The 21,506-nt window shown below is 55.1% G+C and carries 21 protein-coding genes; 11 read left to right on the top strand and 10 right to left on the bottom strand.

The annotated features are described in order from the left end of the window. Positions 1–10 precede the first annotated feature (10 nt). The gene (astE, locus tag AC236I_RS14735; protein WP_064359528.1) at positions 11–979 is read left to right on the top strand and encodes a succinylglutamate desuccinylase; all 969 of its coding nucleotides are present in this window, start codon (positions 11–13) and stop codon (positions 977–979) included. Between the two features lie 361 nt (positions 980–1,340). Further along, complete coding sequence (spy, locus tag AC236I_RS14730) at positions 1,341–1,823, top strand: ATP-independent periplasmic protein-refolding chaperone Spy (RefSeq protein WP_004860902.1); 483 nt, start codon at positions 1,341–1,343, stop codon at positions 1,821–1,823. A gap of 80 nt (positions 1,824–1,903) precedes the next feature. Here the strand turns inward: spy and cho are convergent, their stop codons facing one another. After that, positions 1,904–2,773: an excinuclease Cho gene (gene cho / locus AC236I_RS14725; protein WP_015584586.1), complete on the bottom strand. Its 870-nt coding sequence runs from the start codon at positions 2,771–2,773 to the stop codon at positions 1,904–1,906. 112 nt (positions 2,774–2,885) lie between these two features. Then, positions 2,886–3,713: an NAD(+) synthase gene (nadE, locus tag AC236I_RS14720; RefSeq protein ID WP_004860911.1), complete on the bottom strand. Its 828-nt coding sequence runs from the start codon at positions 3,711–3,713 to the stop codon at positions 2,886–2,888. 229 nt (positions 3,714–3,942) lie between these two features. Between nadE and osmE the strand changes: the two genes are divergently transcribed. The 7 genes from osmE to chbG all read left to right on the top strand — a co-directional run bounded on the left by osmE (position 3,943) and on the right by chbG (position 9,882). Further along, positions 3,943–4,281 (top strand): osmotically-inducible lipoprotein OsmE, encoded by a 339-nt coding sequence (osmE, locus tag AC236I_RS14715; protein WP_004860914.1) that lies wholly within the window; start codon positions 3,943–3,945, stop codon positions 4,279–4,281. 281 nt (positions 4,282–4,562) lie between these two features. After that, entirely contained in the window at positions 4,563–4,883 is a 321-nt protein-coding gene (chbB, locus tag AC236I_RS14710; protein WP_004860916.1) for a PTS N,N'-diacetylchitobiose transporter subunit IIB, read from the top strand. A 169-nt stretch (positions 4,884–5,052) separates the two neighbouring features. Then, complete coding sequence (chbC, locus tag AC236I_RS14705) at positions 5,053–6,411, top strand: PTS N,N'-diacetylchitobiose transporter subunit IIC (RefSeq protein ID WP_004860919.1); 1,359 nt, start codon at positions 5,053–5,055, stop codon at positions 6,409–6,411. Positions 6,412–6,463: 52 nt separating this feature from the next. Further along, the gene (chbA, locus tag AC236I_RS14700; protein ID WP_004860922.1) at positions 6,464–6,811 is read left to right on the top strand and encodes a PTS N,N'-diacetylchitobiose transporter subunit IIA; all 348 of its coding nucleotides are present in this window, start codon (positions 6,464–6,466) and stop codon (positions 6,809–6,811) included. A 27-nt stretch (positions 6,812–6,838) separates the two neighbouring features. Further along, entirely contained in the window at positions 6,839–7,663 is an 825-nt protein-coding gene (gene chbR, locus AC236I_RS14695) for a transcriptional regulator ChbR (protein ID WP_004860924.1), read from the top strand. A 102-nt stretch (positions 7,664–7,765) separates the two neighbouring features. Beyond that, positions 7,766–9,112: a 6-phospho-beta-glucosidase gene (locus tag AC236I_RS14690; RefSeq protein WP_487608528.1), complete on the top strand. Its 1,347-nt coding sequence runs from the start codon at positions 7,766–7,768 to the stop codon at positions 9,110–9,112. 11 nt (positions 9,113–9,123) lie between these two features. After that, positions 9,124–9,882 (top strand): chitin disaccharide deacetylase, encoded by a 759-nt coding sequence (gene chbG / locus AC236I_RS14685; RefSeq protein ID WP_004860933.1) that lies wholly within the window; start codon positions 9,124–9,126, stop codon positions 9,880–9,882. An 88-nt stretch (positions 9,883–9,970) separates the two neighbouring features. On the opposite strand, the gene katE is transcribed toward chbG, so the two are convergent. Beyond that, complete coding sequence (katE, locus tag AC236I_RS14680; RefSeq protein ID WP_487608527.1) at positions 9,971–12,226, bottom strand: catalase HPII; 2,256 nt, start codon at positions 12,224–12,226, stop codon at positions 9,971–9,973. 206 nt (positions 12,227–12,432) lie between these two features. On the opposite strand from katE, the gene cedA reads away from it, so the two are divergent. Continuing rightward, a complete protein-coding gene (cedA, locus tag AC236I_RS14675) occupies positions 12,433–12,672 on the top strand; it encodes a cell division activator CedA (RefSeq protein WP_004860939.1) in 240 nt (79 codons plus the stop codon). Between the two features lie 63 nt (positions 12,673–12,735). On the opposite strand, the gene AC236I_RS14670 is transcribed toward cedA, so the two are convergent. From AC236I_RS14670 to hxpB, 4 genes are all read right to left on the bottom strand, one after another. Then, positions 12,736–14,127 (bottom strand): L-cystine transporter, encoded by a 1,392-nt coding sequence (locus tag AC236I_RS14670; protein ID WP_004860941.1) that lies wholly within the window; start codon positions 14,125–14,127, stop codon positions 12,736–12,738. 131 nt (positions 14,128–14,258) lie between these two features. Beyond that, positions 14,259–14,849: a metal-dependent hydrolase gene (locus tag AC236I_RS14665; protein WP_004860944.1), complete on the bottom strand. Its 591-nt coding sequence runs from the start codon at positions 14,847–14,849 to the stop codon at positions 14,259–14,261. Positions 14,850–14,940: 91 nt separating this feature from the next. Further along, positions 14,941–15,702: a 2-dehydro-3-deoxy-D-gluconate 5-dehydrogenase KduD gene (kduD, locus tag AC236I_RS14660; protein ID WP_044350896.1), complete on the bottom strand. Its 762-nt coding sequence runs from the start codon at positions 15,700–15,702 to the stop codon at positions 14,941–14,943. A gap of 127 nt (positions 15,703–15,829) precedes the next feature. Next, positions 15,830–16,516 (bottom strand): hexitol phosphatase HxpB, encoded by a 687-nt coding sequence (hxpB, locus tag AC236I_RS14655; protein ID WP_004860949.1) that lies wholly within the window; start codon positions 16,514–16,516, stop codon positions 15,830–15,832. Positions 16,517–16,649: 133 nt separating this feature from the next. Here hxpB and AC236I_RS14650 point away from each other — a divergent pair, with 133 nt between their 5' ends. Then, the gene (locus AC236I_RS14650; RefSeq protein ID WP_004860952.1) at positions 16,650–17,186 is read left to right on the top strand and encodes a YniB family protein; all 537 of its coding nucleotides are present in this window, start codon (positions 16,650–16,652) and stop codon (positions 17,184–17,186) included. 29 nt (positions 17,187–17,215) lie between these two features. On the opposite strand, the gene yciA is transcribed toward AC236I_RS14650, so the two are convergent. The 3 genes from yciA to AC236I_RS14635 all read right to left on the bottom strand — a co-directional run bounded on the left by yciA (position 17,216) and on the right by AC236I_RS14635 (position 21,434). Continuing rightward, positions 17,216–17,614, bottom strand: a complete 399-nt coding sequence (yciA, locus tag AC236I_RS14645) for an acyl-CoA thioester hydrolase YciA (RefSeq protein WP_004860955.1) — start codon at positions 17,612–17,614, stop codon at positions 17,216–17,218. A gap of 99 nt (positions 17,615–17,713) precedes the next feature. Further along, the gene (locus AC236I_RS14640) at positions 17,714–19,897 is read right to left on the bottom strand and encodes a TonB-dependent siderophore receptor (RefSeq protein WP_004860958.1); all 2,184 of its coding nucleotides are present in this window, start codon (positions 19,895–19,897) and stop codon (positions 17,714–17,716) included. A gap of 214 nt (positions 19,898–20,111) precedes the next feature. Further along, positions 20,112–21,434 (bottom strand): voltage-gated chloride channel family protein, encoded by a 1,323-nt coding sequence (locus tag AC236I_RS14635; protein WP_015584582.1) that lies wholly within the window; start codon positions 21,432–21,434, stop codon positions 20,112–20,114. Positions 21,435–21,506 lie beyond the last annotated feature (72 nt).

Raw genomic sequence — 21,506 nt, 5'->3', positions numbered from 1 at the left:
AGGAGGCGTCGTGGACGACTTTCTGGCATTAACTCTGGCGGGGCGTTTGCCTCACCATTTTCATGGCGAAACGGCGCATTTTCGCTGGCACTGGCTGGACTGCGGGGTGTTGCAATTGACTCCGCATGCGCGCTGCGAGCGTTCGCTGGTTCTGTCCGCGGGTATCCACGGCAATGAAACCGCTCCGGTGGAGATGACCCATCTGCTGCTACAGCAGCTGTTTAGCGGTGAGCTGCCGCTGCACTGGCGGCTGCTGGTGATCTTTGGCAACCCGCTCGCGCTGCGGGAAAATAAGCGCTACCGCGACAGCGACATGAACCGGATGTTTGGCGGGCGCTGGCAGCGTTTTCCCGTCAGCGACGAGACGGCCAGAGCGCGTCAGCTGGAGCAGGTACTGACGCGGTTTTATGGCGCCGGCACGGGCAGCCGCTGGCACCTTGATTTACATACCGCGATACGCGGATCGCTGCATACGCGCTTTGGCGTGCTTCCGGCGCGGGAAACTCCGTGGGATGACGGGTTTTTAAGTTGGCTGGGAGGTGCCGGGCTGGAGGCGCTGGTCTTCCATCAGCAGCCGGCGGGGACATTCACCCACTTCAGCTGCGAACGCTTTGCTGCGCTCTCCTGTACCCTGGAACTTGGTAAGGCGTTACCGTTTGGCGCTAACAATCTGACGCAATTTAACGTCACCCAACGGGCGCTAATGCGTTTGCTGGTGGGCGATCTGACGGTCGTTGACGCCGATCCGGCGCCGCTGCGCTATCGGGTGGTGCAGCAAATTACCCGTCATAGCGATAATTTTCATCTCTGTATGTCGGATCAGACGCTCAATTTTACCGCCTTTCCTGGCGGAACCTTGCTCGCCGAAGATGGTGATACCCGCTATGTGGTAGAAAAGGCACAGGAGTTTGTTCTGTTTCCTAACCCGTCCGTGGCGCGGGGGCTGCGGGCCGGGTTGATGCTGGAGCGTTTATCGTAGCCGCTCGCCGAATATTCTGCCGCTCATTCGGGCGGCCGTTTAATTTTGTATAGTCACCTCTTGTGCATAATTTTATTTTTTCGTGCGCGGGGGGCTGATTGCAGATTATTCCTGGATAAATGCTTTGTTTTTAATCTCTGCTGCTTTATAATCCATCAAAACAAATAAAAAACAATGCGTTATATATTTTTTGTTGCAATTCCCTCCTTAATTTCCTTATTTTCTCCACAATTGGTGAGAAAATGTTTTTTACACTTTCATTGTTTTACTCTTGCTCTGACTAATTGACGATAAACGTCGTAAAGTTTATCTCGTCAACACGGCAACACGCCGTAAGAATAACTTAAAGTAAGGACTGGATATGAAGAAGATTACTGCTCTGTTTGTTGCCTCTACACTGGCTCTGGGTGCCGCTAACCTGGCTCACGCTGCTGATACCACCGCGGCTCAGCCTGAAAGCAAACCGATGATGCACCATAAAGGTATGCATGGCGGCCAGCACGAAATGATGTTCAAGGGGCTCAATCTGACCGATGCGCAAAAACAGCAGATCCGCGACATCATGAAGGGCCAGCGCGAAAACATGAAACGTCCGTCCCTGGACGAACGCCGCGCGATGCATGAGCTGATCGCCAGCGATACCTTCGATAAAGCGAAAGCGGAAGCGCAGATCGATAAAATGGAAGCGCAGCATAAAGCGATGGCGCTTTCCCGTATGGAAACCCAGAACAAGATTTACAACATTCTGACGCCGGAACAGAAAAAACAGTTCAATGCGAATTTTGAGAAGCATCTGACAGATCGCAAAGCGCCAGAAGGTAAAATGCCTGCACCAGCTGAATAACTCAGCGCTTTGAATGAAGACCGCCGGTCTTGCCCAACATCGCCGTCAGGCATTGGGCAGGACCGGCGGTTTTTTTTGTGCTAACGAGGGGAGAGCGGATGCAGCGTAAAGCGGCCGCTCAGCAGCGGTTTGCAGAGAATTTTGTAGCCGTCATGATCAAAACCGGCCGGCTGGCGCGTTAAGGTCTCGGCCTGCTCCAGCGTCTCGACCGATCCCAGCCACAGCCAGTTATGAATGACGTGATAGTGGGTGAGGTCCGGGCCTTTCTCCTCCAGCGCGACGGCCCCAGGCCACGGCCAGCACACCAGCTGCATCTGCGCCATCCGGGCGCGGAGTCTTTCATGATGTGCGGCAAGACTTTCCCGACCGCAGCAGGCGCCGGCGCAACGCCCCAGCGCGTGTCGGAAACAGGCGCGGCCCGGAGTAAGCGTCTCCAGTCCCAGCAGCCCGTAGCAAAGATGATGTTCGTCAGCGAGGGTTTTCAGCGCCTGCAGCGCTGCCCGCCGGTTTGCGAACAGGCCATACAGATGATTGTGGTGGGAAAAATCAACCTCGCGGGCGTACACCACCTGCGGGCGGATGTCTTCCAACAGCAACGAGCAGAGCTGCTTATTACGCCGCAGGCGCTTATTAAACAGCGGCTGGCGTTCTTTAATCAGCTGCGCCTCCAGCAGCAGCGCGCCCAGCTCTCCCGCGGTACGTTGCCAGCTGATGCTTCGTGCCTGACGCAGCATGGCCGCCTCTTCGGGAGTACGCAGGTGCGATAGCACCCGACTGCGGAGATTCACGCTCTTACCGATATACAGCGGGAGCGTATCGCTCTCGCCGTGAAACAGATACACGCCCGGCAGATTAGGCAGTGCCTCGACCCACGGACGCAGATGTTCGGGATATTCATAGATAGCCGCGGCGTCGAATTCCAGACGCGGGGCAGATTGCCTTCTCACCACACGGGCTCCTGATGCTGGTTATTTATCCAGTATAGCAGGGCGTGCAGGCAGCGAAAAGTGCAAAAAATAACCCCGGCGATGGCCGGGGTCAGAGAAATGCGGGGGGAGCGCGTTATTTTTTCCAGAAGTCATCGAAAACGGTGATCGGCGTCCGGCGCTTATGCTCGGTTTTCAGATACCAGCCTTCAATAATTCGGGCGATGCTCGCATCCAGCGTTTTACCTTCCAGATAGTCATCAATATTGTCGTAGGTTACGCCCAGCGCAGCTTCGTCCGGCAGCGACGGGCGATCGTCTTCCAGATCGGCGGTCGGCAGCTTCTTATACAGATGCTCCGGGCAGCCCAGCAGCGCCAGCAGCTGCTTGCCCTGGCGCTTATTGAGACGGAAGATGGGGTTGATATCCGTGCCGCCGTCTCCGTACTTGGTAAAGAAGCCGGTAATCGCCTCCGCCGCATGGTCAGTGCCTACCACCACGCCGTGGGTCATCCCGGCAATACTGTATTGTGCTTTCATGCGTTCACGGGCTTTCTCATTGCCGCGAACAAAGTCGCTGAGCTCAATCCCGGCTTCCCGCAATGCCTGCTCGCTGGCCAGTACCGCACCTTTAATATTCACCGTCAGCACCCGATCCGGCTGGATGAAGGCGATCGCATCCTGGCAATCTTGCTCATCCGCCTGGACACCGTAAGGCAGGCGTACGGCAATAAACTGCAGCTTTTCATCGCCGGTTTCGGCACGCAGTTCATTAATGGCCTGCTGACAAAGTTTGCCTGTCAGGGTTGAATCCTGGCCGCCGCTGATTCCCAGAACCAGTGACTTAATAAAAGGGTAGGTCTGCAAGTACGACTTCAAAAAGTCCACGCTGCGGCGAATTTCACCCTCAGCATCGATCTGGGGCTTCGCGCCCAGCGCCTGAATAATTTCTTGTTGTAGCGTCATCGCGCCCTCCGGAAAGTGAATCTGTTTGGCTGCCAGTAGGGGTTAAAGCTACCTCTTTGCCGGGAAAACGACAAGGATCACAGAATTGAGTGGCGCAAAAGAGAGCAATCAATGACATAGGATTTTTTTATTAGAAAAAGCTTAAATTAGCTCCTTTTGTACCTTCGGCTTGAAAAATAACGGTATTTATTCCAGGCTTATTAACACGCAGAAGAAAAGAGGACGCAATATGAACAAGAATTTAGCAGGATTTCTGGGCGCAGCAGCAGTTTTGACCATGCTGGCAGGGTGTACGGCTTACGATCGTACCGCCGACCAGTTCACTCAACCGGTCGTCAAAGATGTCAAAAAAGGGATGACCCGGTCACAGGTTTTACAGATTGCGGGTAAACCGTCTTCTGAGGTCACCATGATCCACGCACGTGGAACCTGCCAGACCTATATCCTGGGTCAACGAGATGGTAAACTTGAAACCTACTTTGTTGCCCTCGACGATACCGGTCGCGTCATGAACTCCGGCTACCAGACCTGTGCGGAGTACGATACCGACCCGCGCAACAGCAAGTAATGCAACATGCTGAGATCTACGAAAGCCCGACCACTGGTCGGGTTTTTTTATGACCGCTAATGCTTATTTAATTGCGCGAATTATTTGGGGGAAATGTGAGGGTAGTCAAAACACGAGGTCAATGAGAGACAATTTTGATTAACCAGGAATTATCCAGGCCCCGCACGATGCCGTATACTCAATGCATAAACAATACTAATTGAATGATTACCTGTCTTAACCGGCTGTCAGACATCAGATGATACTGAAGCCGCCAGGTCTTACAAATTGAGGAAGCGCTCATGGAAAAGAAACACATCTATTTGTTTTGCTCGGCTGGAATGTCTACTTCACTGCTGGTCTCTAAAATGCGTGCACAGGCCGAAAAATATGAAGTGCCGGTCATCATTGAGGCCTATCCTGAGACACTTGCTGGAGAAAAAGGCCCTGAAGCCGATGTCGTATTATTAGGTCCACAAATTGCGTATATGCTTCCAGAAATTCAGCGGCTGTTACCGAATAAGCCGGTGGAAGTTATCGACTCTGTGCTTTATGGCAAAGTCGATGGGTTAGGTGTACTGAAAGCGGCCGTTGCGGCCATTAAGAAAGCTGCTGCACAATAATTTAATTTTAAAACTCAATATCTTTTTGTTTTTCGCTGAATCAACAGTGCGTTAAAGCATTATCTGATTTTCCTGAATAGCGAAAGGTGAGAGTTTATTTTCCCGTCAAAGAGTAATTTCATACATCTATGCCGTAATGATTCGATTACGGCTTTTAAGGGTATTTGCTATGAGCAAAGTGATTGACTCGCTTGAAAAGGTACTCCTTCCTTTTGCAGTTAAAATAGGAAAGCAACCGCACATTAATGCGATTAAAAACGGCTTTATTAAATTAATGCCGCTGACCCTCGCGGGGGCCATGTTCGTATTAATCAACAACGTTTTTCTGAGCTTTGGTGAAGGTTCTTTCTTCTATTCAATGGGTATTCGCCTGGATGGCTCGACCATTGAAACATTAAATGGCTTTAAGGCTATCGGCGGCAACGTTTATAACGGGACGTTAGGGATAATGTCGCTGATGGCGCCGTTCTTTATCGGCATGGCGCTGGCTGAAGAGCGCAAAGTCGATCCGCTGGCCGCGGGGCTGTTATCGGTCGCTGCCTTTATGACCGTTACACCTTACAGCGTAGGCGAGGCCTATGCGGTCGGCGCAAACTGGCTGGGTGGGGCAAACATCATCTCGGGCATGATTATTGGCCTGCTGGTGGCGGAAATGTTCACCTTTGTTATCCGTCGCAACTGGGTTATTACCCTGCCGGACAGCGTACCGGCCTCGGTATCGCGCTCATTCTCTGCGCTGATTCCGGGCTTCCTGATCCTCTCCGTATTCGGCATTATCTCCTGGCTGTTGGCCAACCATGGCAGCAACTTCCACCAGATCATCATGGACTCCATCTCCAGACCGCTGGCGTCGATGGGCAGCGTGGTGGGCTGGGCCTACGTTATCTTTAACTCCCTGCTGTGGTTCTTCGGCGTACACGGGTCTCTGGCGCTGACCGCGCTGGACAACGGCATCATGACTCCGTGGGCGCTGGAAAACATCGCGCTGTACAACCAGTACGGTTCCGTTGAAGCCGCTATCGCTGCGGGCAAAGAGTTCCACTTCTGGGCCAAGCCGATGCTGGACTCCTACATCCTGTTGGGTGGTTCCGGGGCCACGCTCGGTCTGATTATCGCCATCTTCATCGGCTCACGCCGCGCAGATCATCGTCAGGTGGCTAAACTGGCGCTGCCGTCAGGCATCTTCCAGATTAACGAGCCGATTCTGTTTGGTCTGCCGATTATTATGAACCCGGTGATGTTTATCCCGTTCGTCCTGATTCAGCCGATTCTGGCCGCGATTACGCTGGCTGCTTACTCGATGGGAATTATCCCGCCGGTGACCAACCTGGCGCCGTGGACCATGCCTACCGGCCTCGGGGCATTCTTCAACAGTAACGGGAGTATCGCTGCACTTTGCGTGGCGCTGTTCAACCTGTGTGTGTCGGTGCTGGTTTACCTGCCGTTCGTCGCGGTCTCCAACAAGGCACAGGCGGTTATTGAAGAGCAGGAAAGCGAAGAAGATATCGCTAACGCGCTGAAATTCTGATGTCGAGCGGTACGGGAGCTTTCCCGTACCGCCTGAGAAATGAGGAAATACTATGTTTGATCTGGATAATATCGAAGCGGTTGACGCACCTGAAAATGACCTCGAAGAGGTGGTGATGGGGCTGATTATCAACTCCGGACAGGCCCGTAGCCTGGCATATGCTGCACTTAAGCAGGCCAAGCAGGGCGATTTTGCCGCCGCTAAAAACATGATGGAGCAGTCGCGAATGGCGCTGAGCGAAGCGCATCGCGTGCAGACGCAGCTCATTGAAAGCGATGAAGGCGAAGGCAAAATGAAGGTCAGTCTGGTACTGGTTCATGCGCAGGATCATCTGATGACCTCAATGCTGGCGCGCGAGCTGGTTGCCGAATTGATTGAGCTGCACGAGAAGGTACAATAGGCCATCAACACGATGAGGCAGCCAAAGATGATAACCACCGAGATCAGTACCGCACGGGAACAACAGCTTTTCAACGGGAAAAATTTTCATGTGGTTATCTATAACAAAACGGAAAGCGTAAGCGGGCTTCACCAGCATGATTATTACGAGTACACCATCGTTTTAACCGGGCGCTATTATCAGGAAATCAATGGCAAACGGGTATTGCTGGAGCGCGGGGATTTTGTCTTTATCCCGATGGGGTCGCACCACCAGAGTTTTTATGCTTTTGGCGCGACTCGCATTCTTAACGTTGGCATCAGCAAAAGTTTCTTTGAGAAACACTATCTGCCGCTGCTGCCGTTTGGTCTGGTTGCTTCGCAGGTCTACGCGGTAAAAAGCACCTTTCTCAGCTACATCGAGTCGGTTATCGCTTCGCTGAACTTTCGCGAAACTGAGTTTGACGAATTTATTGAGCTGGTCTCGTTTTATACCATTAACCGTTTACGGCATTATCGCGAGGAGCCGGTGCAGGATGTCATTCCGCAATGGCTGAAAAATACCGTCGAGGATATGCACGATAAACTGAAGTTTGGTGAAGGCGCGCTGGAGAATATGGTCGCGCTCTCCGGGAAAACCCAGGAATATTTAACCCGGGCAACCCAACGCTATTATGGTAAAACGCCGATGCAGATTATCAATGATATTCGCATCAATTTCGCCAAGAAGCAGCTGGAAATCACCAACTACTCGGTCACCGATATTGCTTACGAATCGGGGTACAGCAGCCCAAGTTTGTTTATTAAAACATTCAAGAAGCTGACCTCATTTACGCCAAGCAATTACCGAAAACAACTGACCAGCATTAATTAACCGGAGCGGATTGTTCCGCGCCAGGACATATTCAATTTAACTTTCCGCCTCCAGGCGGAGGGTGGGCTACGTACAATTCGTAGTGCCCCAAGGGAGAATATAATGAGCCAGAAATTAAAAATTGTCACTATCGGCGGCGGCAGCAGCTATACCCCGGAATTACTGGAAGGGTTTATCAAGCGTTATCACGAACTGCCGGTAACGGAATTGTGGCTGGTTGATGTAGAAGAAGGGCAGGAGAAACTCGATATTATCCATGCGCTGTGCCAGCGTATGGTGGAAAAAGCGGGCGTTCCGATGAAGGTCTACAAAACGCTGGATCGCCGCGCCGCGCTGGAAGGGGCTCATTTCGTCACCACACAGCTGCGGGTTGGCCAGCTGAAGGCGCGAGAAAAAGATGAACGCATTCCGCTCAGCCACGGCTACCTCGGTCAGGAGACTAACGGCGCCGGCGGTCTGTTTAAAGGTCTGCGTACCATTCCGGTGATTTTTGATATCGTGAAGGATGTACAGGAGATCTGCCCGGATGCCTGGATCATCAACTTTACCAACCCGGCGGGGATGGTGACCGAGGCGGTCTATCGCCACACCAACTTTAAGCGCTTTATCGGCGTGTGTAATATTCCGATCGGCATGAAAATGTTTATCACCGATGTGCTGCAGCTGACGCCGGAAGATGAACTGAATATCGACCTGTTTGGTCTTAATCACCTGGTGTTCGTTCGCGATGTGCTGGTGAATGGCAAATCGCGCTTCGACGAGCTGCTCGATGGCGTAGCCTCCGGTACCCTGAGCGCCAACTCGGTGAAAAACATCTTCGATTTACCGTTCAGCGAAGGGCTGATCCGCTCGCTGCGCCTGATTCCGTGCTCCTATCTGCTCTACTACTTTAAACCAAAAGAGATGCTGGCCATCGAAATGGGCGAGTATTACAAAGGCGGCGCCCGCGCCCAGGTGGTGCAGAAGGTCGAAAAACAGCTGTTTGAGCTGTATAAAAACCCGGATCTGAAGGTGAAACCAAAAGAGCTGGAGCAGCGCGGCGGCGCCTATTACTCCGATGCGGCCTGTGAAGTGATCAATGCTATCTACAATGACAAGCAGACCGAGCACTACGTGAATATCCCGCATCATGGCCATATTGATAATATTCCGGCGGACTGGGCGGTGGAAATGACCTGCACCCTCGGCAGTGTAGGGGCGACGCCGACGCCGCGCATCAGCCATTTCGATGAGAAAGTGCTGGGGCTGATTTATACCATCAAAGGTTTTGAAGTGGCGGCCAGCCAGGCCGCGATCAGCGGCGAACTGAACGACGTACTGCTGGCGCTCAATTTGAGTCCGCTGATTCACTCTGACCGCGATGCCGAGCAGCTGGCGCGCGAAATGATCCTCGCGCACGAAAGGTGGCTGCCAAACTTTGCCGCGACAATCGAGAAACTGAAAGCGTAACGGGAGAGCTGATGGAACGCGTGTTAATCGTTAATGCCGACGATTTTGGCCTGAGTAAAGGTCAGAACTACGGCATTATTGAAGCCTGTAAAAATGGCCTGGTCACCTCGACAACGGCGCTGGTTAACGGGGCGGCGATTAGCCATGCGGCTCAGCTGAGCCGCTGCGTGCCGGAGCTGGGGGTCGGGATGCATTTTGTCCTGACTCTGGGCGAGCCTTTATCGGCGATGCCGGGTCTGACCCGCGAGGGGCGTCTGGGGAAGTGGATCTGGCAAATGGCGGAAGAGGATAGCCTGCCGCTGGATGAAATTGCGCATGAGCTGGAGTGCCAGTATCGCCGGTTTATCGCGCTGTTTGGCTGCGAGCCGACGCATATCGACAGCCATCACCACGTGCATATGATCGCCCGGATTTATCCCATTGTCGCGGCATTTGCCCGCGAGAAGGGGGTGGCGCTGCGTATTGACCGTCAGGTCGCTGAGCGTGATGACCTGGCGCAGGATGCCGCGCGCAGCAGCGACGGTTTTACCAGCGAGTTTTACGGCGAGGCCATCTCGGAGGCGCTGTTTTTACAAACCCTGGATGCCTCTATCCAGCGGGGCGAATCGTCTCTGGAAGTGATGTGCCATCCGGCGTTTGTGGATAACACCATTATGGGCAGCGCCTATTGTTACCCGCGGCTGGCAGAGCTGGAGGTGCTGACCTCGGCATCACTCAAGTACGCGGTTGCCGAGCGCGGGTACCGTTTAGGGACTTACCGCGACGTTTAACGCGGGCGGAGGGGAAGCACACGGCTTCCCCTGATTGCACCCGTGCGTCGGAGATCCGGCGAGGGGGATCCCGCGCCGTCCTTTTCTGTCAGGCCGGAATCGCCGCCGTTTTGCCGGCGCGCGACCACACCCGATGCGCGGCCATCAGCGTGAACAGCGTATCCATCGCCGGAGCGTCAATGGCGTCCGCCTCGACAAGTCCTTCCTCCCCCTGAGTGGCGACCTGCAGCAGAGCCTTAAACTGGCGCCCGTCGCCCGCCAGCACGATCGGTTTTAAATGCTTATAGGCCTCCAGCAGGTAGTAATGTAGCTCCCCGCTGTTGCTGAGAAGGGACATGTCGCCACCCGGGACGATGACCGCATCGACCGTCAGCGATGGCGAGCCGCTAAAGGTCCCGGAGATGGGCAGCCGCGTGCCGTCATCGGCAATCACTTCTCCCATCCGTGAATAAAGCAATCGGGGATGAACCCCTTTCGCCTTCAGGGATTGCAGCAGGGTCAGCACATCCTGCGCTGCCGGGCGCTCGTTGAGCAGCACGGCGACGACGCGGCCCTTGATCTCCCCGCCGGGGATGGCATACAGGCTCAGGCTGGGATCCTTTTTCACCCCGTTCACGTCCGGCGGCGGGGTAATCTTGCACTGTTCGTCGCTCAGCGCGATGCCTGAATTTTTGCCGACGGCCTGCGCCAGCGGGATATCGATGTGCGCCAGCTGATCGACCACCCGTTCGCGGATCCATACCCGGACAACTTTGCTTAACTCGAAGCTAAAGGCATCAATAATATGCTGCTGCTCAACCGGGGTCTGGCTGCGCCAGAACAGCAGCGGGTGGGCGTAATACTCGGTGAACGAGGGGCTACGCTGGCGAATTTTCTCACCGTCGACGCGTTCAGCGTACGACTCAAAACCGCCGCGCTTAGGGGCCGGTGGCGTTTCGCGCGGCCAGTTATCGTTGAGCGAGTTTGGCTCGTAGTTGGCGGGGTTGGTATCAATATCCATCCGGTGCATGCCATCGCGCTGGAAGTTGTGATACGGGCAGGTGGGTTTATTAATCGGGATTTCATGGAAATTAGGCCCACCCAGCCGGCTGATCTGGGTATCAGTATACGAAAATAGCCGCCCCTGCAGTAACGGGTCGTTGCTGAAATCTATCCCCGGTACGATATGGCCTGGATGGAACGCCGCCTGTTCGTTTTCGGCAAAGAAGTTATCCGGGTTGCGGTTAAGCACCATTTTCCCGACCCTCTGTACCGGGACCAGCGCTTCGGGGATCAGCTTAGTGGGATCCAGCAGATCGAAGTCAAACGCCTGTTCATCCTCTTCCGGGATCAGCTGCAGACCCAGCTCATACTCCGGATAATCGCCGGCTTCTATCGCTTGCCACAGATCGCGGCGATGGAAATCCGGATCCCGACCGGTCAGCTTTTGCGACTCATCCCAGAGCAAAGAGGCTTTACCGGCCAGCGGTTTCCAGTGAAAACGGACAAAGGTAGCCTTACCTTCGGCATTGATCAGGCGGAAGGTGTGAATACCAAATCCTTCCATGGTGCGATAGCTGCGCGGTATGCCGCGATCGGACATTGCCCACATCACGTTATGTAACGTTTCCGGCTGTAGAGAGACGTAATCCCAGAAGGTGTCGTGAGCGCTTTGTCCCTGCGGGATAGCCCAGTGTGGTTCCGGCTTCACCGCATGAACGAAATCGGGGAATTTCAGCGCATCCTGGATGAAGAAGATCGGCGTGTTGTTCCCGACGAGGTCAAAAATGCCTTCATCGGTATAAAATTTAGTGGCGAAGCCGCGAATATCGCGCACCGTATCGGCCGAGCCGGCGCCGCCCTGGACGGTAGAGAAACGGACGAATACCGGGGTTTTCCTCGCGGGATCGCAGAGAAAATCCGCTTTCGTCACGTCGCGCAGGCTGCGATAGGGCTGAAAATAGCCGTGCGCCGCCGACCCGCGCGCATGGACGATTCGCTCCGGGATCCGCTCATGGTCAAAGTGGGTTATTTTTTCACGCAGAATAAAGTCTTCCAGCAGCGTGGGGCCCCGGTTCCCCGCGCGGAGCGAATTCTGATCGTCGGCAATCCGTACCCCTTGATTGGTGGTCAGGGGGACGTTTTCGCTGCCTTTGCGCTGGTGAGCCAGCGCGTCAAGTTTGCTGCTGTGGATATCGGGCGCTTTGAGGCTTCCCGGCGCGCTGGGTTCTTCTCCGGGAGCCGTGGGATGCGGCGTCGGGCGCCATGATTGATCGTCCGGAGCCAGAGCGTCCAGTCCGGGTTGTGATTCGCTGCCGTCATGAGGCGCTTTGTGGTTTTGTGGTTTATGGTTCTGATCAGACATTGCTCGTCTCCTGTTTTCATTACTGAAAAATGGTCGTTGCGGTACCAAAACCCTTCTAACTATAGAGCATCTCACCAGATGAGCCGGCAGGAGGCGTGAAAACTATTGCCCGGCGGGCAGAACACACGTAAGGGGCGACGAAAGGCAGGGCAATCGGCTATGATAGCTGTTTCTGTTTCCCGCTTTGTTTAGTGAATCTATTGGTTATGAAAACACTTCGCCAACAAAACCGCCCTGTCATTAGCTACGTGCCTCGGGTGGAGCCCGCCCCTCCGGAACACGCCGTCAAAATGGACGGTTTTCGCGATGTGTGGCTGTTGCGCGGCAAGTATGTCGCCTTTGTGCTGATGGGCGAACATTTCCGCCGCTCGCCAGCGTTTAGCGTCCCGGAAGCGGCGCAGCGCTGGGCCATGCAGATGCGCCAGGAAGGCGAAATCACCTCATGAGAGGGTAGCGAGAAATAAAAAAAACCGCAGATGGCTATCTGCGGTTTTTTTGTGCCTGTTGGCTTAGCGATGCGCCAGTTCGGCGTCTTCTTCGCTGTCGAGAATCGTTTTGTCGGTCTGGCGCAGCCATTGGCTGGTCAGGGTACCGGCCGTCATTGAGCCGTTCACGTTCAATGCCGTACGGCCCATGTCGATCAGCGGTTCGACGGAAATAAGCAGCGCCACCAGAGTCACCGGCAGGCCCATGGCCGGCAGGACGATCAGCGCCGCGAACGTTGCGCCGCCGCCGACTCCTGCAACCCCTGCGGAGCTCACGGTGACGATGCCGACCAGCGTGGCGATCCACAGCGGATCAAACGGGTTGATACCGACAGTCGGTGCCACCATGACGGCCAGCATCGCCGGGTAGAGACCCGCACAACCGTTCTGACCGATGGTTGCGCCAAAGGAGGCTGAGAAGCTGGCAATGGATTCCGGTACGCCCAGGCGACGGGTTTGCGCTTCGACATTCAGCGGGATCGACGCGGCGCTGGAGCGGCTGGTGAAGGCGAACGTCAGGACCGGCCACACCTTGCGGAAATATTTCAGCGGGCTCACGCCGTTAATCGCCAGCAGCAGACCGTGAACCACAAACATAATGCCGAGGCCAATATAGGAGGCAATCACGAAGCTACCGAGTTTGATGATGTCCTGCAGATTGGAACCGGCCACCACTTTGGTCATCAGCGCCAGCACGCCGTACGGCGTTAACTGCATCACCAGACGTACCAGCTTCATCACCCAGCTTTGCAGGGTGTCGATCGCGGTCAGGACGCGCTGGCCCTTTTCAACGTCATCTTTCAACAGCTTCAGCGCGGCGACGCCGAGGAAGGCGGAGAAGATAACGATGCTAATGATAGAGGTCGGGTTCGCACCGGTCAGATCGGCAAACGGGTTCTTCGGTACAAAAGAGAGGATCAGCTGCGGTACGCTCAGGTCAGCGACTTTACCGACATAGTTGCTCTGAATCGCATTCAGACGCGCGGTTTCCGCGCTGCCCTGCACCAGACCTTCGGCGCTCAGGCCGAATAGGTTGGTCACCAGCACGCCGACCAGCGCCGCAATCAGCGTGGTGAACAGCAGGGTACCGATACTCAGGAAGCTGATTTTCCCCAGCTGCGAGGCATTATGCAGGCGAGCAACGGCGCTGAGAATAGAAGCGAAAACCAGCGGCATGACGATCATCTGCAGCAGCTGGACATAGCCATTGCCGACGATATTGAACCATTGAATGGAGTCTTTCAGCACCTGGCTGTCGGAACCATAAATCAACTGCAGCGCCAGGCCGAACACCACGCCAATGACGAGGCCGAGCAGTACTTTTTTGGCGAGGCTCCACTGTTTGTGGCGGGTTTGCCCCAGCGCAAACAGCAAAACCGCGAACACGATAACGTTCGCTATTAATGGAAAATTCATCCCCGTTCTCCTGATAGGTTTTTATCTGGCTGGTCTGTTACCAGCTCTAATGGCGCAAGGTTAGCAGAAGAGGAATTCATTACTTATATTCAAATGGAATGGGTTATAACTATTTTGACTGTTTTGCCTGTTTATCGTCCGGTCTGGTGACTAATAAAACGATTAAAGGTGATCTGCAGTGAATTAATCATCCCCGAAGACCAGCGCACGGCGCTGTTCTCAGCGAAAGTTTGCGGCATCCATACGGCATAAACGAACAGCGCCATGCACAGCGCCCGCTCCAGCTGGTTGCCTTTTCGCGGCGCGAGGATCGGCAGGCGGAAGCGCCAGCGGCAGGGCCACAGCAGCGGTACGCCCGCCGGGGTGAGCATATCGGCAAGAATATGGCTGAGATAGCCAAGCACCAGTCCCTGCACGGCATCGGCGGGCACGAACCAGCTTTCCGGCACTTTCAGATAAAACAGCGTGATTGCGCCAAAAACCGCCAGCAGGCTATGGGTGAACCCGCGGTGGCCAAAGGCGCGGGCGACGGGCTTCGATATCCAGCTTAGCCGCTGCCCGAGAAATGACTTCGGATGATCGATATCCGGCAGCAGGCAGGTCAGTACCGCTGAGGGAACAATATGCCACCAGTCACCCTGTGCCAGAACGGGGGTTAATTCCGCATTTTTCGCAAATACCGCACAGGCGATAGAAAAGAAGAGATGGCCTTCCGCCGTCATGATAAAAACCCTAAACTGTCAATTCATACAGTATAGGGTTTTTATACAGTGTGTGAAAGAGGTGACGGTGTAACTCTTTGTCACAAAATTATTAACGCGCCAGCCAGCCGCCATCAACCGCCAGCGTATATCCATTGATGTAATCCGCTGCCTGCGACGCCAGGAACACGACCGGGCCCTGTAGATCATCCGGGACGCCCCAGCGCCCGGCCGGGATACGGTCGAGGATCTCTTTACTGCGATCGGCATCATCGCGTAACTGCCGGGTATTATCGGTGGCCATGTACCCGGGGGCGATGGCATTGACGTTGATATTCTGTCCGGCCCATTCGTTGGCCATCAGGCGGGTTAAACCGAGCACGCCGCTTTTTGAGGCAGTATACGAGGGGACGCGAATCCCGCCCTGGAACGAGAGCATGGACGCGATGTTAATGATCTTTCCGCCGCTGCCCTGGCGAATAAACTGCCTGGCGACCGCCTGCGATAAAAAGAATACCGACTTGAGGTTGAGATTGAGGACGTCGTCCCACTCTTTTTCGCTAAAGGTGAGCGCATCGGCGCGGCGTATCGTACCGGCGTTATTAACCAGAATGTCCACCCGGCCCATGGCGGAGACGGCTTTCGCGACGATGTCGGCGATGGCATCCTGGCGGCTGAGGTCAGCCTGAATGGCGGTAAATCGACGCCCCAGCGCCAGCACCTGTTCGGCCGTTTGCTGTGGGATCTTACGATTGACGCCGACGATATCGCAGCCGGCCTGGGCAAGGGCCAGCGTCATTCCCTGGCCCAGCCCGGTGTCACATCCCGTCACGATAGCGACCTTACCCGTCAGGTCGAAGGCGTTAAGTACCATATGCACCTCTGTATGCTGATTTATGCGTTTAACCACGCCGTTTTTTCAAGCATAGAGGGTGCTGAGCGGAAAAACAATTAAAAATGAAACATCGTTTTATTTTTGTGATTGTTCAACCGCTGGACGCCTACCGCTGGCCGGAAAGCAGGCCGCAGAGATCGGTGGCGGTGAGTGACTCCAGCGTCGTGAGCTTAACGTCTGCCAGCACAAAACGCGGATCGTGACGATTTTCCTCGGCCGGAACGACGATAGAGCGCATGCGGGCTGCCTTACTGGCGATCATTCCGTTGACCGAATCTTCCAGCGCGACGCAGGCCATTGGGTCCACGCCCAGGCTGGCGGCACAGTTGAGATAGACCTGAGGATGGGGCTTGCTGTACGGCAGCGATTCGGCAGAGGAGAGGGCGTCAAACTGCTCGCGCAGCTCGAACATGGTGAGGACCTTTTCCAGCATCCGCAGCGGCGAGGCCGATGCGAGGCCAACCTTTAACCCTTGTGCCTTACATAAGGCGACGGCTTCTCGTACGCCGGGTAACAGAGGGCGGGAGGCCTCAACCAGCTCAATCGCGCGGCTGATAATCCGCGCGGTGACTTCAGCACGGTCCGCGCCTTTCCATGGCTGCTGGGCAAACCACAGATCCACCACTAAATCGATGCGCAACCCCAGCATATCGGGCAGCTCATCGCGGCGGCTGATATCGACGCCGAGGCTTTCAATAACCTCCAGCTCCGCCTGATCCCATAGCGGTTCGGAATCAATCAGTAATCCATCCATATCGAAAATAGCGGCATGAATTTGTCGCCTGGCTGACATAAGTCCTTCTCCTGTAGCGCAAGTAGATAACGAATTTATCCTCATGGTATATCATACCGCGCATTATTGGGCGAAATTCGCCGGTGAGGGTAGACTTAGACGGTGATGAAGGCGTCTTAAACAAGGGGAATCCATGACGTATCAACAAGCTGGACGCATTGCAGTGCTTAAACGTATTTTAGGGTGGGTTATTTTTATACCCGCGGTGATTTCAACGCTGATTTCGGTACTGAAGTTTATGTATGAACACAGCGAAAAAAAACCGGGCATTGATGCGGTGCTGATGGATTTTGCGCACGTCATGATTGAAATGATGCGTTTTAATACCCCGTTCCTTAACTTTTTCTGGTACAACTCGCCGCTGCCGGATTTTAAACACAGCCTGAATATTGGCTTCTGGATTATCTATATTCTGGTGTTTGTTGGCATGGCGCTGCAGGCGTCAGGCGCGCGCATGAGCCGCCAGGCGAAGTTCCTGCGTGAAGGGGTGGAAGATCAGCTGATTCTTGAACAGGCTAAGGGGCCGGAAGGGCTCACGCGTGAGCAAATTGCGGAGCGTATTGTGGTACCCCGGCATACGATTCTGGTGCAGTACTTCCCGCTGTATATCCTGCCGGTGATCATGATTGTTCTCGGCTATGTGTTCTTCTCGCTGCTCGGATTCTTGTAAAAAATGGCCCGGCACGCCGGGCACTTTTTTTATTCGCCAGGTATCGCGCGTGGCTTGCCCTGATTGTCGACCGCCACATAGATAAACAGGGCTTCCGTGGCTTTATAACGTTGGCCAATCGGCTCAGACGACACTTTCTTCACCCAGACTTCGATGTTGATGGTGATCGAGGTGTTGCCGCGTTTCACGCAGCGTGCGTAGCAGCACACCACGTCGCCCACGGCCACCGGCCGTAAAAAGGTCATTCCGTCAACGCGCACGGTCACTACGCGACCCTGCGCAATCTCTTTGGCCATGATCGCGCCGCCGATATCCATCTGCGACATCAACCAGCCGCCAAAAATATCGCCATTGGCGTTCGTGTCTGCTGGCATTGCCAGGGTGCGTAAAACCATTTCGCCCTTCGGGGTGAGATCTGTTGTTGTCATTCTGTACTCTGTGCTGGTCAAAGAAGATCAGCGCGATGCTACTATGAAAATGGCAGGGAGAAAACAGGGGAATACGCCCGCGGCTGCGGGCGTGGGCATTCAGAAGGAGAGGGTGACGCCAGCGTAATAGGCGCGTCCGGGTTCGTTATAGGTCGAAGCGCCCGCGTTTTCGCGATAAATTTGCTTATCGAACAGGTTGCTGATGCCGGCATTCAGGCGAAGATCTTTCAGCAGCTGGTAGTTCGCACCGATACCGACAACGGAATAGGCACCGATTTCATTCGTGGCGAGCGTGCCGGTCTCGTTGCGGATCTCCGCATACTGACGCGGTTTCTGCCGGCCGTACATCGTCCAGTTGACGTTCGCCGAAAGCTTGCTGTTGACCTGCCAGTCCAGCATGGTGTTAATCGTATATTTCGGGATCACCGACAGCGGATTACCGGTATCTTTGTTCTCCGATTTGATCATATAGGTCGCATTGGTTCGCCAGTCCAGCGTATCGGCCACAATCGGGATGAGCAGGGTACCTTCCAGCCCTTCGACGATCGCTTTGCCGCCGTTTTGCCATTGCAGGATATTGTTGCCGCTCGAGGTATAGCCCAGCACATCGGTACCGGAGACGATTTTGTTTTTATAATCGTTACGGAACCACGTTACGCCTGCGTTATAGCCGTTGAGGTTAAATTCAAGGCCGAGCTCTTTATTGATGCTGATTTCCGGATCGAGGTCCGGGTTACCGAGCAGGTAGCAGCTGCCGTTGCTGATGGTGTTCGGGCAGCCGTTGCCGCGGGTCGACAGCAGATAGCCTTCGCTGGACTGGTACAGGTTTGGCGCCTTGAAGACACGCGCAATGCCGGCTTTGACTTTGAACATCTCGCCAAGCTCCTGCGCCAGGTTCAGGCTTGGGCTCCAGTTACTGCCAAATTCATTGTGGTAGTCAAAACGCAGTCCGGGGATGATATTGGTGCCCGGCGTTGCCTCAATATTATCTTCCAGGTAGAGACCCGTGAGGGTAGCGCTGTTGGTGGTGCTGCGCTGGGAGGCCTCGCCTGAGGTGCCAGGGATGGTCTCGCCAGTAACGTTGGTTGCCTGCATGGAGGCCGGGTCGTTGAGTTCATCGCGGTTCCACTCCATCCCGAGGGTCAGGGTCTGGTCGGCCAGCCAGTGGAAGGGGAGATTCAGCTCGCCGGTTGAACGCCAGGATTCGAGGCGGCTGGTGGCGTACTCATTGCTGTTGATCATCCCCTCCACGCGGCCGGTAGAACCTTCCTGCAGACGCGTGTTATTGGTTTTCTCGTAATAGACTCCGGCTTTGGACTGGCCCCAGTCCCAGATTCCGTTATAGGTCAGCCCCCAGGACTGGCGATACAGACGGTTGGTTTCGTGGCCATACAGCTCGCTGACCAGGCCATCGGGGCTGAGGTTACCGTTGCTGTATTGGGTATCGCCGGCGTAAATATTGCCCTGGCGGCTATAGGCGTAGTTAAAATCGACAATCTGCTGTGGCGTCAGTTTCCATGACAGCAGGGCGTTGATGTCCTTGTTGCGCACCCCTTCGCGACCGGCGGCGTACGAACCATTTTGGGCATGGTTAATGTCCCAGGCGTCAGCATCGGTTTTATTGATGTTACCGTACAGACGCATGGTCAGCGCATCGCCGGCCAACGGTCCGTTGAGGCTAAAGTTGGCGCGATTCGTCGCCCCCTCTTTGTTGTTTTCCGGCTGGTTGGTATAAAACGATAGCGATCCATGCCAGTCGTTAGTGGGGCGTTTAGTAATGATATTGACCACGCCGCCGGCGGCACCGGATCCGTAGCGGGCTGCTGCCGGGCCGCGCAGAACTTCAATGCGTTCGACCATCTCCGGTGGCACCCAGTTGCTATCCCCGCGGGTATCACGTTCGCCGCGCCAGCTGTAGCGTACCGAGTTACGGGATGTCACCGGAACGCCATCGATCAGGATAAGGGTGTTCTCCGGCCCCATTCCGCGAATATCGATCTGCCGGTTGTTACCCCGGCTGCCGCTGGCGCTGTTGCCGGTTAAATTGACGCCGGGCATTTTACGAATGATTTCCGACAGATCGTTAACCGGTGGATCGCGGGCAATATCTTCAGCGGTGATGACAGATACCCCCGGCTGCTGCTTGAGTGCTTCTTCAGCCGTGCTGTGTACCACCATTGTTTCGGTATCGCGTTCCGCTTCCTCAGCAAAGGCGTCGGGCGTCAGAAAGCCAGCAAATACCAGCGCGAGTGGCGTAATGGCATAATAGTTTTGCGGTCTCATTGTAAATATCCATATCAAAGCGTTAAAAATTGAGACTGCGAATATCAATGATAATTATTATCATTTCAATGCATGCAAATGAATCTTCATTAAATCCTCACAATTGGCGCAACTTTGCCGGGTTATAGCAGAAAGGTGAATAAACAGGCGGGGTTGACGGCAGCAGCAGGGGATGGGGGTCCGCGCCGCGGGAATGCGGCGCAGAGTGGGCGGCTTACGGGGAAGGATGTTTGTCTTCTTTCGTCTCAGACGCGGCGGGCGTTTGCCGCTGATGCCAGGCCGGAAGCTCCGCCAGACGGATACCGGTCGGTACGACACGGTGTTTTGGGCCGGCAATCCGCTGCGCCCGGTAGATCCCCGTATAGCCAGAGACCAGGTAGGCCACCACGCAGGCCAGCGCGGCATACACGCCGATCTCTGCGCCAAACAGTTCAATGGCCATCAGCGTAGAAGCGACGGGCGTATTGGCCGCGCCGGCAAACAGGGCCACGAAGCCGAGACCCGCGAGGAACCCGACAGGCAGGTGCATCAGCGGTGCTAACGTATTGCCGAGCGTCGCGCCGATATAGAACAGCGGCGTCACTTCCCCGCCTTTAAAACCGCTTCCCAGCGAGATAACGGTAAAGATCAGCTTGCCACAAAAATCCCACGCTGCCAGCGGATGCAAAAACGCATCGCTGATCTCCGGGATCCCCAGCCCGATATAGCGTTCGCCATGCAGGAGAGAGACGGCCGTCGCAATCACCAGTCCGCCAATAAACGGTCTGAGAGGCGCGTAGGGTAGCTGTTTTTTCATCAGGCTACTCAGCAGATGCGTTGTATCGGCGAAGAGGCGGGCGGCCAGGCCAAAGCAGCATCCGGCGAGGATCACGGCAAGCAGTGTCCAGGCTGAAAGCGCAGGAATGGAGGTGACCAGATAGTGGGTATGCTGTACGCCCCACATCAATCCCACCTGGTCTGCGACGATCGCGGCAAACAGGCAGGGCAGGATCGCCCGGTAGTCCATCCGACCGATCGCCAGCACCTCCAGCGCGAATAATGCCGCGGCGAGCGGGGTACCGAACACCGAGGAGAAGCCCGCGCTGATCCCGGTCATCAACACGATACGCCGGCCGTTATTGTTAAGGCGCAGAAGCGCGGTGAATTGATCGGCTATCGAGGCCCCCATTTGTACTGCGGTACCTTCCCGGCCAACCGATGCGCCAAAGAGATGAGAGATGACCGTGCTGATAAAGACCAGCGGCGCCATCCGCAGAGGAATGACCTGAGCGGGGTGATGGATCTCTTCCAGAATGAGATTATTACCGGCCTCGACGCGGCTACCATAGCGGAGATAAACCCAGCCGACGCTGAAGCCGGCAACGGGTAACAGCCAAATCATCCAGCGATGGCTTTCGCGGCTGGCCGTTGCCCACTCAAGGGAAAAGAGGAAGGCGGCGGATGCGCTCCCCGCAAGAACGGCAACGATAAAGGCGATAAAAAGCCACTGTCCGAGGAACAAGAGCGTGGTGAGAGGTGAAGTATGAAGCGATCGCATGAACGAATCCTTAGAGGGTTGACCATCCCGGACGCGTTGCCTGCATGATAAATATGCCTGCTCATTCCCGGT

The organism is Klebsiella sp. Sb-30 (genome assembly GCF_057652795.1).
The sequence above is the reverse complement of the archived record's forward strand: the minus strand, read 5'-3'. Positions and strand labels throughout refer to the sequence as shown.